Raw genomic sequence first — 13,218 nt, forward strand, 5'->3', positions numbered from 1 at the left:
CGCGGGAACGGGGGTGTTCAGCCTTTGACGGCGCCTTCGCCGACCCCGCGGAAGAAGTACCGCTGGAGGCAGGCGAACAGGGCGATGAGAGGGGCCACGGCGATCACGGTGCCGGCGGCTACGAGGCGTTCGTCGTTGGCGAAGGTGCCGTGCAGGTAGTTGAGGCCGATGGTGAGGGTGAACCTGGAGGGGTCGCTGAGCACGATGAGGGGCCACAGGAAGTCGTCCCAGGCGCCCATGAAGGCGAAGATCGCGACGACGGCGAGGGTGCCCTTCACCGACGGCAGGGCGATCCGCAGGAACCGCTGCCACGCGTTGGCGCCGTCGACGTAGGCGGCCTCCTCGATCTCGTACGGCAGGTTGAGGAAGGCGTTGCGCATCAGCAGCACGTTCATGGCGCCGATGGAGCCGGGCAGGACCACCCCGATCAGGGTGTTGTTGAGGCCGAGTTCGCGCATGGTGGTGAACTGGGCGATGATGATGCCCTCCACCGGCACGAGCATCGCGAGGATGAAGACGAGGGTGGCGATCCGGCGGCCGCGGTAGCGCAGCCGGGCCAGGGCGTAGCCGGCGAGTGCCGATCCGACGCAGTTGGTGACCACGCTCGCGCTCGCGACCTTCAGGGAGTTGAGGGCGTAGTCCCAGACGGGGATGGTGTCGGCGACCCGCCGGTAGTTGTGCAGGGTGGGGTGTTCCGGCAGGAAGCTGGGCGGCGAGCTGAAGACGTCCTCGGTGGGGCCCTTGAGCGAGGTGGACAGCTGCCACAGGAAGGGGCCGACGGTGACGGCCAGGACGAGCAGCAGCAGGACGTAGCGCCAGACCAGTTCGCCCGCCCGGATCCGGCGGCCGTGCTCGTCGGTGACGCGTGCCTCCCTCGCCGGGGGCAGGGTCCGTACGCGTTCCTCGGTGACGGTCATGTCCGCTCCCTCCGGTCGGCGCGCAGGACGAGGAGCATCAGCGCGACCGTCACGACGAAGACGACGACGGAGAGCGCCGAGGCATAGCCGACCCGGCCGGTCAGTCCGGTGCCGGTGCGCTGGACGAGCATGACGAGGGTGGTGTCCTCGCCGGCCGGGCCGCCGTCCGGCCCCGCCATCAGGTACACCTCGGAGAACACCTTGAAGGCGGCGACCGAGGAGAGCGCGGCGACCAGCACCATGGTGGAGCGGAGGGCGGGCACGGTGACGGTGAGGAAGCGGCGGACCGCTCCGGCGCCGTCCACGGCGGCGGCCTCGTGCAGCTCGCGCGGCACGTTGGCGAGCGCCGCCAGATAGATGATCATGTAGTAGCCGAGGCCTTTCCAGACCGTGACCGCCATCGCGCTCAGCAGGAGCAGCCACTGGTCGCTGAGGAAGCCGACCCGGCCGATCCCGACGGTCTCCAGCAGCGAGTTGACCAGGCCGCGTTCGTCGAGGAGCCACACCCAGATGAGGCCGACCACGACGATCGAGGCGACGACGGGGGTGTAGAAGGCGGACCGGAAGAAGGTGATGCCGGGGATGTTCTTCTGGACCAGCAGGGCGAGCAGCAGCGGCAGCACGACGAGGGCGGGTACCACCCCGACGATGTACAGGGTGCTGTTGCGCAGGCCGGTCCAGAACATGTCGTCGTGGATCAGCTCGCGGAAGTTGGCGAGGCCGACGAACCGGCCCGGGATCAGGGTGCGGCGGTCCGTGAAGGAGTTGACCACCGTCGAGACGAACGGGTAGAGCACGAAGGCACCGACGACCAGCAGCCCGGGGGCGGCGAACAGCCACGGGCTGGTGGGCAGTTGGCGCCGCACGCGAGACACGCCGGCCATCGGGTCCTCAGCCCTCCTGCTGGAGCAGCCGGTCGCAGGCGCTGACAGCGTTGTCGAGGGCCGTCCTGGGGCTCTCCTTGCCCTGCAGCGTCTTGGCGACCTCGTTGCGCAGCGCGGTCTTCATCTGGTCGCTGAACAGCACCGGCGTGTAGTTGACCGCGTTCTTCAGCGACTTGGCGGCGGCGATGCGCACCCGGGTCTCGTCGGTGCCGTCCTCCTTGGTGAAGTACGGGTCGTCGAGGGAGCCGGCGGTGCTGGGGAAGATGGCGACCTTCTTGGCGAAGGACATCTGGTTCTGCGCGTCGGTCACGAAGTGCGCGAAGGCGACGGCGGCCGGAGTGTGCTTGGTCTTCGAGTTGACCATCACGCCCATCACGTACATGTTGACGTGCCCGGTGCTGGTGATCTGGTCGGTGATGCCGATGTTCTTGTACAGGTTCGGCGCCTGCTTCTTGAAGTTGTCGAGGTCGAGAGCGCTGCCCGGGTTCATGGCGACGGCCCCGGTGAGGAACTTCTTGCCGGTGGACTCGGGGGTAGCGGTCAGCGCCTGCGGGTCGAGCGCCTTCGCGTCGTACAACTCCTTGTACCTGGTCAGCAGTTCGATGCCTTTGGCGTCGTTGAAGGCGAAGCCGGTCCCGGACCTGTTCATCAGCTGCGAGCCGTACCGCCCGAAGTCCTCGATCGTCGGCACGTTGGCGAGGGTGGCGACCTTGCCGTCGCTCTGTTTCGCCATCTTCAGCGCGTCGGCGAAGAGTTCGTCGTAGGTCTTCGGCGGCTGGTCGGGGTCGAGCCCGGCCTGCTTGAACAGCGTCTTGTTGTAGAACAGCGGCCCGGTGTTCAGGTACCAGGGGAAGGCGTACGTCCCGCTCGTGCCGGGTATCCGGTGGCTGGCCCAGGCGCCTGCCAGATATTCGGGCTTGTACGTGGCCGCCACCTTGTCGAGGTCGAGGGCGAGGCCCGCCTTGGCGAGCGGGGCGACCAGGTCCGGGGAGACGTTGACGACGTCGGGGAGGGTGCCGCCGGCCGCGTCCGCGCTGATCTTGTCGGCGTAGCCCTCGGCCGGCTGGTCGATCCACTTCACATGGGTGCCCGGGTACTTCTTCTCGAAGTCCGCGATCAGGCTGTCGAAGTACGACTTGAAGTTGGCGCGCAGGTTCCAGGTCTGGAAGGTGATGTCGCCCTCGACCTTGCCCGAGGCGTCGGTGGAACCGCCGTCGTCTCCCCCGGAACCGCAGGCGCTCAGCGGCAGGGCGAGGACGGCGGCAGCGGCGAGGGCGAAGGCTCTGCGGGAGATGCGCATGGTCCGTTGCTCCTTTGCAGCGGGGTCGGCCGAAGGTGCCGCGCCAGACCTTGCACGTCGCTTCCGCACCACGTCAATGGATTCGGCGCAGCTAAAGTCATTAGTGGCTCAAACCCCCTGGTCAAAAAAGTGACACCCATGCATTGCCGGGGATCACTAATGCGCTTTAGGGTGTGAGGACTCAAGCGCTTTAGCAGGTCACGGTCGCCAGTCGAATGGGGAAGTGAGTTGGCGGAGAAACGCATCCCCGCGCGCCGGCCGACGATGAAGGACATCGCACGCCGCGCCGGAGTCTCCGAGAGCGCGGTCTCCTTCGCGCTCAACGGCCGCCCCGGGGTGTCCGAGACGACCAGGGCCCGGGTCCAGCGGGTCGCCGAGCAGCTCGGCTGGCGCCCCAGCACGGCCGCCCGCGCGCTCTCCGGCGAGGGTGCGGCCACGGTCGGCTTCGTCCTCGCCCGCCCGGCGCACTCCCTGGGCGTGGACTCCTTCTTCCTCCAACTGGTCTCGGGCATCCAGGAGGTGCTCGCCGAACGCCATCTCGGTCTGCTCTTCCAGATGGCGGAGGACGTGGCCGACGAGTGCGCGGTCTACCGCCGCTGGTGGGCGGAGCACCGCGTCGACGGCGTCCTCGTGGTGGATCCGCGCGCCGACGACCCCCGCCCCGACCTGCTCGACGAACTGGGCCTGCCCGCCGTGGTGATCGGCGGCGCACCCGACGACCGGCACCCCGGACTGTCCACGGTGTGGGCGGACGACGCGGCCGCGATGGCGTCCGTGGTCGACGAGCTGACCGGGCTGGGCCACCGGCGCATCGTGCACATCGCCGGCCTGCCCGGCCTCGCGCACACCCAGCGCCGGGTCCGCACCCTCCGCGCCGAGGCCGACCGGCGGGGTCTCGGCGAGGTCCACTCGGTGACCACCGACTACTCCGACGCCGAGGGCGCCGCCGTCACCCGCCGCGTCCTGCGCGCGAACCCGCACCCGACGGCCCTGATCTACGACAACGACGTGATGGCGGTGGCCGGGGTCGCGGCGGCGGCCGAACTCGGCTACGCGGTACCGGACGACGTCTCCGTCGTCTCCTGGGAGGACTCGGCCCTGTGCCGCATGGTCAAGCCCTGGCTCTCCGCCCTCTCCCGGGACAGCGCGGAGTTCGGCCGCACGGCGGCACGGGAGCTGACGTCCCTGCTGGACGGCGGTGCGGCACGGGCGGTACGGGTGCCGGTGCCCCGGCTGACGGTCCGGGGCAGCACGGCACCCGCTCGTGCGTGAGCGCTCCGCTGGGGGTGCCGCGAGATGCCGTCTGTCGGCTGCGGCATCGTCGTGGCTGGTCGCGCCCACGCGGCGGAGCCGCACGTTGATACCGCCCATGCCCCTTACGGGGCGTGGTGCAGCGACGATCGGAACAGCGCGAACTCCGCCAGCCGCACCGTGCCCCGGGACGCCGTGACCCGGACCCGCCACCGGCGGGCCCGCACCGGCTCGGTGAGCCGGAGGATCCTGCTCGCCCCTATCGTCCCGGCCGCGGCCACCTGGGTCCAGGAGCCGGCCGCGTGGGCCTCGACCACGAAACCCTCCACCTGCTGCCCGTACCGGATGTCCTCCGCCAGCCGGACCCGGTCCACCTCCAGCTCCCGGCCCAGGTCCACGCCGGCCCCGCCCGGCGTCACCGAACGCCGCGCCCCGCGTGCCAGGTCCTCGGGCAGTTCCCGGTCCACCCGCTCCCGGAACTCGCGCAGCCGGACCACGTCCGTGGCGTGCAGCACCCCGTCCGTGTCCGGTGGGACGTTCAGGAGCAGTACGGCGTTGCGACCGACCGAGCCGAAATAGATCTCGGCCAAGTCGTCGACGGATTTGGGTTGCTGGTCGGCGTGGTAGAACCAGCCGTCCCGGATCGACACATCGCACTCGGCCGGCCACCACTGGAGGTAGTCGGTCCTGGGCTGGGCCGTGACCAGGGCGGTCCGGCTGCCCTCGTCGGCGGTGTCGTAGGACAGGGCCCAGTCGGTGCGTCCGTACTGGTTCTCCTTGACCGGGACGACGCTCCACTCGTCCTCCCGGGCCAGCCCGCCCTCGTTGCCGACCCAGCGCAGGTCGGGGCCGGTGACCGCGATCGCCGCGGCCGGGGCGAGCGAGCGCACCAGCGCGTACCAGCTGTCCCAGTCGTAGTCCTCCACCTTGTCCGGCGGGATGTGGCCCTGGGCGCCGTCGAACCAGACCTCGTCGACGGGGCCGTACTCGGTGAGCACCTCGTAGAGGGTGTTGAGCATGTGGGCGCCGTAGTCGGTGGCGTCGAGGGTGAAGAAGCGGTCGGGGGTGCGGTCGTCGCCGTCCGCCAGGGTCGGGATGGTGTGCTCGGTGCGGGCGCTGCCGTTGGCGTAGACGCCGTGCAGGTACTGGTTCTCGTCGGCCGGGGAGATGTAGACGCCGACCTTCAGGCCGTGGCGGCGCATGGAGTCCGCGAAGGAGCGCAGCACGTCGCCGTGCCCGTCCCGCCAACTGCTGGAGGCCACGGTGTGTTTGGTGTACCGGGACGGGTAGAGCACGAATCCGTCGTGGTGTTTGACGGTGAGGATGGCCAGCCGGAAGCCGCCGTCGCGCAGGGCACGGGCCCACTGGTCGGTGTCGAGGCCGGTCGGCTGGAAGACGTTCGGGTCCTCGTCGCCGGTGCCCCACTCCAGGCCGGTGAAGGTGTTGACGCCGAAGTGCAGGAAGGCGGTGCGTTCCAGGGCCTGCCAGGCGATCTGCCGTGCCGTGGGGCGGACTTGGGAGGCCTTGCGGACCAGCTCGGCCGGGGTGTCGTCGGGGCTGACCGGAATACGGGAGAGATCGGTGCCGGCGGCGGTGGCGGGGACGGCCGGAAGGCCGGCCGTCACCGCCAGGGCGGCGGCCGAGGTGACGAAGACACGTCGTGAGAGATCCATGGGCGTGCTCCTCGGGTCAGGAGAGGTGCCAGAGGGCGGGGGTGCGCTGATCCGGCGGGTACTGGACGAGCCGGCCGTCGTCCGTCACGGACACCGCCATCTGCGTGATCGCGTCGACCAGCCGGTAACCGTCCGCCACGGGCGCCAACTCCCAGCGCTGCAGGGTGTTCTCGCTGTCGCACGGCTGCCAGGTCGCCGTCACGCCCGGCTGGAGGGGGACGTTGAGCGTGAGCTTGCCGCCGCGGATCTCCAGACAGCCGTCGGCGGTACGCAGGCCGGCGTAGCCGTCGGCGGTGCGGGTGACCTCCACCCGGTAGGACCGCCCGTCCGCGCTGAGGGTGTACGAGCCGTCCGGCACCGGTGTCCGGGTCAGGTCACGCCAACCCGGCGCGTGGCCGACCGCCGTGCCGCGCGCCGTGAACCGCGCGTAGGTGGCGTCGGGATGCGGATCGCCCCAGGTGGCCTGGGCGATGTGCCGCAGGGCGGGCCAGAGTTCGGCCGCGACCTCGTTCTCGGTCTCGCCGCTGCCGTTGTCCGGCCAGAGGCTGATCTTCGCGCCGGTGATGCCGTCGGCGGAGGCGAGTTTCTCACCCTCGAAGGAGCGCGGGTCCCAACTCTGGTCGTACAGCGCCTCGGTGTCGCTGTGGAAGCCCCCGCGGACCAGGTAGAGGGAATAGGACGCGTTCATCACCGCGTAGCCCTGGGCGATGAGCCGGCTCGGTTTCACGGCCACGTTCAGCCAGTGCTCCACCGTGACGCCGGCGGCCACGGGAACGGTGTTGGCACCGGTGAGGCCGTCGTTCCAGATGCGCAGCCGTCTGCCCTTGCTCGCCGCGTAGGCCTGGACGCGGTTGACGAAGTCGACGTACGCGTCCTGCGGGGTGGCGTCCGGGCCGTACTTCTCCTGCGCGTACTGGAGCATCTGGGGGTACTTGGCGTAGTCGGAGCCGAGCATGTACTCGTCGGCGCCCATGTGCCAGGACCTCGCGGTGAAGACCTGGGCGTACTCGTCCATCAGGCTGGTGTAGTAGTCGAAGGCGGCCTGCTGGGTGACGTCGAGCCGGGCGGGCTGCTTGTTCCCGTCGGAGTCGGTCAGTTGCAGGTCCGGGCGGTTCTCGATCCAGGGGTCCATGTGGCCCGGCGAGTTGATCTCCGGGATGATCTCGACGTGGTAGCGGTCGCCGAGGGCGACGAGTCGCCGTATCTCGTCCTTGGTGTAGTAGCCCCAGGTGTTCGCCTCGGGATGGGCGTCGCTCTTCACCTTCAGCTCCAGGAGCAGCTGGTTGAGCTTGTGGTACGCCATCTCGCGGACCAGGTTCTCCAGCCAGGGCAGGGAGACATGGATGTAGCAGGCGCAGACGCCGACGCCCCGCTCGCGGTAGCGCGGTACGTCGGTCGAGTGCCCGGCGGGGATCCGGTCGCCCTGGGCGAGCAGCTGGAGCAGGGTGCGGGTGCCGTAGAAGGCCCCGGTCTCGGTCGCGCCGGTGATCGACAGCCGGCGGCCGGAGCCGAGTTCGTAGCCCTCGGTGCCCAACGCCCGCCGCGCCGACGGGCGGACGTCGATGACGATGTCGTCCGGCCTGGAGGCGCCGCCGACGACCGGGACCACGCCGTGTCCGGCCGCCCGGAGATCGTCGGCGAGGGTGTCGGCGACTCTGCGCCCGGCAGCGTCGGAGGCGACCAGACGCGTCCGCGAGCTGAACCCGTAACTCCCCCGCGCCGGGGTCCAGTCGGTCAGCGCGGGCACGGTGACCGGCGTGGCCGCCTGCCGCTCCCGCGCCACCGCCGAGGCCGGTGCCACCAGCAGGGTCAGCGCCGCCGTGGCCCCGAGGAGGCGCAGCAGCCTCTTCCTGACCTCACCCATGCCACTTCACCTTGAACACCCACGCATGCCGTCCCGCCCTGCGGGCCGCCTCGGGCACGTCGATCACCAGGGCTCCGCCCGCGACCGTCCAGGTCAGTGGGCGGCCGTGGCCGAGCATGGTCACCTGGTCGCCGGCGCGGACGGGCACCGGTGCCTCGACGGTGAGCCTGGCACCGGGCCGGGCCAGGGAGTGGATGTAGAAGGCCTCGTTCGGACGGACCGTGAACCGCAGGTCGTCGCCGAGCTGGGCCATCCGCGACCAGTACGTGGTGTCGTAGATCGCCTCGCCGTTGACGGCGAGCCAGGCACCCGTCTCGCGCAGCCGTGTCTGCATGATCTCCGGGATGGTGCCGTCGGCACGCGGGCCGATGTCGAGGAGGAAGTTGCCGTTCTTGGAGACGATGTCGACGAGACTGTGCACGACCTCCTCGGCGGTCATGTAGGCGTCGTCCGGGGTCTCCCGGTTGTAGCCGTAGCTGCGGGGGTCCAGGCCCCGGCTGGCCTCCCACTTGGCGACGACCGTGTCGGCGTATGTCGTGTACTCCGGCGTCGTGTAGTCGTGGAAGCCGATGCCCGATCGGTCGTTGACGGTCACGTCGATGGGGCGGGCCCGGTTCTTGGCATGGTTGAAGTACTCGGCGAGGACATCGACGCTGTCGTTGGCGCCGCCGATGTCGCACCAGATGATCTCCGGGTCGTAGCCGTGGATCAGTTCGAGCAGCTGCGGGGCCTGGTAGTCCCGCACGAAGTCCTTGCCCGCGGTGTATCCGGTGTACGGCAGCGGGTCCAGGGTGTACGGGTTGCGCGGGGCGTGTCCCATCCAGGGGCTGTCGGGGTTGAACCACTCGGGCATGGAGAAGTAGAGGCCGCGGTGGAGTTCGGGCGTGTGGCGCCGGGACGCGTCGAACAGTTCCCTGACCAGGTCGCGTTTGGGGCCCAGTCGCACGGCGTTGCGGCCGGAGACCCTGGTGTCCCACAGGGCGAAGCCCTCATGGTGCTTGGAGGTCAGGACGTGGTACTGGGCTCCGGCGTCACGGAACAGCTCCACCCAGGCACGCGGATCGAACTTCTCGGCCGTGAAACGCGGGATGAAGTCGTCGTAGGCGAAGTCCGCGCCGTAGGTGTCCCGGTGGTAGGCATAGGTGGGGTTGTTCGGGTCCTGCATCTGGTCCCAGTACCACTCGGCGTACTGCACCCCGACCGGCGCCCACGCGGGCACCGAGTAGACGCCCCAGTGGATGAAGATGCCGAACTTGGCGTCGTTGAACCAGTACGGCGCCCGGTGGCCGGCCAAGGAGGTCTCGTTGGGCCGGTAGTCGGCGGTGCCGAGCGTCAGCGTGCTGTTGCGGGCGGTGACCTGCCTGCCGCGTCCGCGCACGCTCACCGTGCCGTCCTGGGCGGTGCCGGGCGCGGTGCCCCTGCGGTTGCGGATGCCGACGTGGACGCGCGCCTGCTCGCCGGGGTCCAGGCGGCGGATGCGGGCGGGCTCGACGGTGCGGGCGCCGGGGACGTCGACGCGTACGGACACCGCGTCGCCCGCCAGGATCGCCACGGTGCCCGCGTTGACGACGGTGGCCTCGACGCTCTGGGCGCCGGTGGCGGCGAGCAGGGAGCTGGTGGACCGGGCGTCGCGCAGGACCAGTGCCCGCCCCTGGGCGGCGGGCTGGAGGGAGAGCGCGAAGACGTGCAGGGCGGTCCTGCCCGCCTCGGCCGGACCGGTGACCGGCAGGGTGAGGGCGACGGCCTCGCGGCCCGGGTCGAGCCACACCTCCGAGGTGCCGATCCCGACGCCGTGCTCGTCCTTGCCGCCGTCCGGCTGATAGCGGTACGGCGCCGACAGGGTGCCGCCCACCGCGTACCAGTCACCGCCGCTCAGGGAGGCGGTGCTGGTCGTGCCGTCGGCGTAGTGGACGGTGGCCGTGCCCGAGGCGTTGCCGTAGCTGCCGGCGGTGAGGAAGACGGCCGCCAGGTAGCGGCCCCTGGGGAGGTCCAGGCGCTGGCCCAGCGCGACAACGTTGTTCTTGGTGCCCGCCGTGGCGGCCGGGAAGTCGAAGGGAATGCCGTCGACCTCGATGCGGCCGGCCGGGAGTTCCTCGCCCGGGAACGTGTAGCCGGAGCCGTCGAAGTCACCGCCCCGGGCGGCGGCGGTGTCGATGCCATCGTTGTCATAGAGGGAGTCGAGCGGTACCGGAATCGGATCGGGTACGGGAACCCAGGACGATGCTTCCCCCGCCTGGACCTGCGTCCCGGCCGCGCCGGCCGCGTCCGGCGCGGCGGCGTACGCTTCGGTCGGCGCGGCGAGGGGCAGGGCGGCCGCCGCGGCGGCGCCCGCCGCTATCCCCAGGACCTGACGTCTTGGACAAGGAGACATGCTCATTGCGCGGCTCCATTCATCGGATGTCTGATGATTGAGCGGGCCCTGAATCCTGTCAATGGGGCGTGCACCAACAGGAGTTGACTCAGTGATCGGATGACCTGCGAGAAGAGTGCTGTTGACGACGGCCGCGCCGCGGCGCGTCCGCTCCGTGTGACCAGCGGCCGAGACTCTCGACGCGGAGCCTCCGGCCGGGCAGAGTGCCCTTTCGTACCGACGAGTAAGCCGCCTTTCCGCACCCCGAGGAGCGCCCGTGACCAACTGGGCCGGCCGGACCGCCGCCGACATCGCCGCCGCCGTGCGCGAGAGGCGGGTCACTCCCCGGGAGGTGGTCGCCGGGCATCTGGAGCGGATCGCCCGGCTGGACGGGCAGATCGGCGCGTTCCGCAAGGTCCGGGCGGACGCGGCGCTCGCGGAGGCGGACGAGGTCGCGGCCCGCGCCGACCTCGCCGAACTCCCCCTCGCCGGAGTGCCGTTGGCGGTGAAGGACAATCTGGCGGTGCGCGGCGAGGCGCACCTGGACGGCTCCGCCGCGATGCCGGACACGCCCGCCGACGCCGACCATGTCACGGTGGCACGGTTGCGGGCGGCGGGCGCGGTGGTCATCGGGCTGACCAACGTGCCCGAGCTGTGCGTCTTCGGCACCACCGAGGGGGCTCACGGCATCACCCGCAACCCGTGGGACACCCGGCGCAGCGCGGGCGGCTCCTCGGGCGGCAGCGCGGCCGCGGTCGCCGCCGGGCTCGCGCCGATCGCCCTCGGCAACGACGGTATGGGCTCGCTGCGCATCCCGGCGGCCAACTGCGGTCTGGTCACCATCAAGCCGGGGTTCGGGGTGGTGCCGGCCGGGATCGGCAACGGCGACTGGTTCGGCATGTCGGAGAACGGGCCGCTGGCGACCACCGTGGCGGACGCCCGGCTGATGCTCACGGTGCTGGCGCGGAAGGAGTTCGAGAGCGCCGAACAGCACACCCCGCGGAAGATCGCCGTCTCGCTGCGCAGCCCGCTGGTCGGGGTGACCGTGAGCAGGCCGTATACGAAAGCGGTGACGGAGGCGGCCGGTCTGCTGGCGGGTTCCGGTCACGAGGTGGGGCGCGCCGAGCCGCCGTACCCGGCGTCGATCGGGGTCACCGCGCTCCGGCACTGGACCGCCGGGACGGCCGTGGACGCGGCCGGTCTGGACCCGGCCCTGCTGGCCCGGCGGACCCGCGTGCACGCGGCCGTCGGGCGCCGCTTCCTGCGTGGGGTGCAGGTGGGTGACGCCCGCGAGCGGCTGCGCGCCCGGCTCGCCCCGTTCTTCGCCGAGTACGACGTGCTGCTCACCCCGGCCCTGGCCCGGCACGCTCCGCAGGCCGCCCCCTGGCACCGGCGGGGCTGGCTGCGCAACGCCCTGGCCGGGTCCAACTACTCGCCCCTGACCCCGGCCTGGAACCTGACCGGCTGGCCGGCGATGTCGGTCCCGTTCGGCACGCTGCCCTCGGGCGCCCCCTGCGCCGTACAACTGGTGGGCCGGCCGGGCTCGGAGGCGGTCCTGCTGGACGTGGCCCGGCAACTGGAGACCCTGCGACCGTGGCAGCGGACGGCACCACTCGGCTAGGGCTGTCCGGCGGATCAGGTCGCAGGAAAGCAGCGGTGGCTTACGGCCTAGGTGAGCGGGGTCATGGGGGCCCTCCCGCGCGAGCGTGTGCGAGCGCCGGGGGGGGGAGCGTCCGACCGCAAGGCGGAGGAGGCGTAGGCCATCAGCCGCTGCCCCGGCGGACGACGCGGTGGGGGCACCTCCCGGCCGAGCCCGGGGGACGTCGGCGACCGACGACAACGCCGCTGGGGGCACCCCCTCTGGGGAGGACGTGGAAGACCCCGCGCCGCCGGAGAGCCCCTAGGGGGCGTCCAGGGCGCGGTACATGATGTGCAGGCCGACCGGTCCGTGGGCCGGGTGGTCGAAGGCGCGCGGGACCGTGCCGAGGATCGTGAAGCCGAGGGAGGTCCACAGGGCCACGGCAGGGTTGGTCTCGACGACGGCGTTGAAGACCATCGCCCGGTAGCCGTGCGCCCGGGCCTCGGTGAGGATGTGCTCGGCGAGCGCGCGCCCGATGCCCCGGCCGCCCTGGTCGGGGTCGACCATGAAGCCGGCGTTGGCCACGCCGGCGGCGGGGCCCCCGTAGTTGGGGGTCAGATAGGCGGAGCCGACGACCGCTCCGGTGGGATCCTCGGCGACGTAGACACGTTTCGCCGGGCTCATCCACAGGGCGCGGGCCGCCTCCTCCGAGGTGTCGGGGTCCCATCCGTACGTCTCGGCGGCGGCGACGATCCGGTGCCAGAAGGGCCAGATCTGCGGCCAGTCGGCCGCGGTGGCTTCTCTGATCAGCATGGGCGTGAGTCTCGCACGCCCATGCACGTCGGCGATCGCGACAGGACCGGCCTGCGGTCAGTCCACGCTCGGCAGGATGTGGGGCTCGGCGAGGTCCTCCTCGTAACCCGCGAGGCGGATCGGGGCGGACCGCGCCCACACGTCGAGGCTGCCGAGCTGTCCGGGCCGGGTGCCCGCGCGCTCCGTGCGTTCCTTGGGGCGCTGCTCGCGATTCGTCTTCTCAGGTGTCACCGCGCACTCCTTATGTGTCGGTCACCCTCGGGGCGTACCGGACGGTCTGCGTTCCGGTGCTCGGCGCCCGCTCGGGTCTGGATGGAAGGCCAGTTCGGACGCGGTGGCGCCGGTGCTTCACAAGAGAGCAGGCCGTTGTCGACCGGCTTGTCCCGGGACGGACCGTGGGTGTGGGTGGGACCCCTAGTTGCTGTCCGTCCTCTATAGGTTAACCAAATGAGCAGGGGTCCGCTCGATAGGGAGTGCAAACAAGGTGTAACTATCGCGAGTCGCCGCGCATCTCGATGACGAAGGCTTACACCTTTTCGTACCATCATGCCCCGGTTGCGATCCACCCGCTCGGCCTGCTCATGCGA

At 70.9% G+C, this 13,218-nt stretch carries 10 protein-coding genes; 2 read left to right on the forward strand and 8 right to left on the reverse strand.

The features are described from left to right. Positions 1–17: 17 nt before the first annotated feature. The 3 genes from OHB00_RS08280 to OHB00_RS08290 are packed head-to-tail and all read right to left on the reverse strand — an operon-like array spanning position 18 to position 3,101. Positions 18–917 carry a carbohydrate ABC transporter permease gene (locus OHB00_RS08280; RefSeq protein ID WP_406432784.1) on the reverse strand — a complete coding sequence of 300 codons (900 nt, stop codon included), beginning with the start codon at positions 915–917 and terminating at the stop codon, positions 18–20. Next, complete coding sequence (locus OHB00_RS08285) at positions 914–1,801, reverse strand: carbohydrate ABC transporter permease (protein ID WP_406432786.1); 888 nt, start codon at positions 1,799–1,801, stop codon at positions 914–916. The genes OHB00_RS08280 and OHB00_RS08285 overlap by 4 nt, the downstream gene beginning before the upstream one ends. A gap of 7 nt (positions 1,802–1,808) precedes the next feature. Next, positions 1,809–3,101 (reverse strand): ABC transporter substrate-binding protein, encoded by a 1,293-nt coding sequence (locus OHB00_RS08290; RefSeq protein WP_406432788.1) that lies wholly within the window; start codon positions 3,099–3,101, stop codon positions 1,809–1,811. A gap of 228 nt (positions 3,102–3,329) precedes the next feature. Between OHB00_RS08290 and OHB00_RS08295 the strand changes: the two genes are divergently transcribed. Continuing rightward, positions 3,330–4,373: a LacI family DNA-binding transcriptional regulator gene (locus OHB00_RS08295; protein ID WP_406432790.1), complete on the forward strand. Its 1,044-nt coding sequence runs from the start codon at positions 3,330–3,332 to the stop codon at positions 4,371–4,373. 104 nt (positions 4,374–4,477) lie between these two features. Here the strand turns inward: OHB00_RS08295 and OHB00_RS08300 are convergent, their stop codons facing one another. From OHB00_RS08300 to OHB00_RS08310, 3 genes are read right to left on the reverse strand one after another with little or no spacing between them, the layout of a single operon-like run. Continuing rightward, the gene (locus tag OHB00_RS08300) at positions 4,478–6,025 is read right to left on the reverse strand and encodes an alpha-L-fucosidase (RefSeq protein WP_406432792.1); all 1,548 of its coding nucleotides are present in this window, start codon (positions 6,023–6,025) and stop codon (positions 4,478–4,480) included. A 16-nt stretch (positions 6,026–6,041) separates the two neighbouring features. Beyond that, positions 6,042–7,889, reverse strand: a complete 1,848-nt coding sequence (locus tag OHB00_RS08305; RefSeq protein ID WP_406432794.1) for a family 20 glycosylhydrolase — start codon at positions 7,887–7,889, stop codon at positions 6,042–6,044. After that, positions 7,882–10,260 carry an alpha-L-fucosidase gene (locus OHB00_RS08310; protein WP_406445669.1) on the reverse strand — a complete coding sequence of 793 codons (2,379 nt, stop codon included), beginning with the start codon at positions 10,258–10,260 and terminating at the stop codon, positions 7,882–7,884. Before OHB00_RS08310 ends, OHB00_RS08305 begins: the two co-directional genes overlap by 8 nt. A 256-nt stretch (positions 10,261–10,516) precedes the next feature. On the opposite strand from OHB00_RS08310, the gene OHB00_RS08315 reads away from it, so the two are divergent. Continuing rightward, positions 10,517–11,860: an amidase gene (locus tag OHB00_RS08315; protein ID WP_406432796.1), complete on the forward strand. Its 1,344-nt coding sequence runs from the start codon at positions 10,517–10,519 to the stop codon at positions 11,858–11,860. A 279-nt stretch (positions 11,861–12,139) separates the two neighbouring features. Here OHB00_RS08315 and OHB00_RS08320 read toward each other — a convergent pair whose 3' ends face one another. Both OHB00_RS08320 and OHB00_RS08325 read right to left on the reverse strand, forming a co-directional pair. Next, the gene (locus tag OHB00_RS08320; protein ID WP_406432798.1) at positions 12,140–12,631 is read right to left on the reverse strand and encodes a GNAT family N-acetyltransferase; all 492 of its coding nucleotides are present in this window, start codon (positions 12,629–12,631) and stop codon (positions 12,140–12,142) included. Positions 12,632–12,688: 57 nt separating this feature from the next. Next, on the reverse strand, positions 12,689–12,862 hold the full coding sequence (locus OHB00_RS08325; protein WP_107436349.1) for a hypothetical protein: 174 nt from the start codon (positions 12,860–12,862) through the stop codon (positions 12,689–12,691). Positions 12,863–13,218 lie beyond the last annotated feature (356 nt).

Source organism: Streptomyces sp. NBC_00631, assembly GCF_045206895.1.
GTDB lineage: Bacteria > Actinomycetota > Actinomycetes > Streptomycetales > Streptomycetaceae > Streptomyces.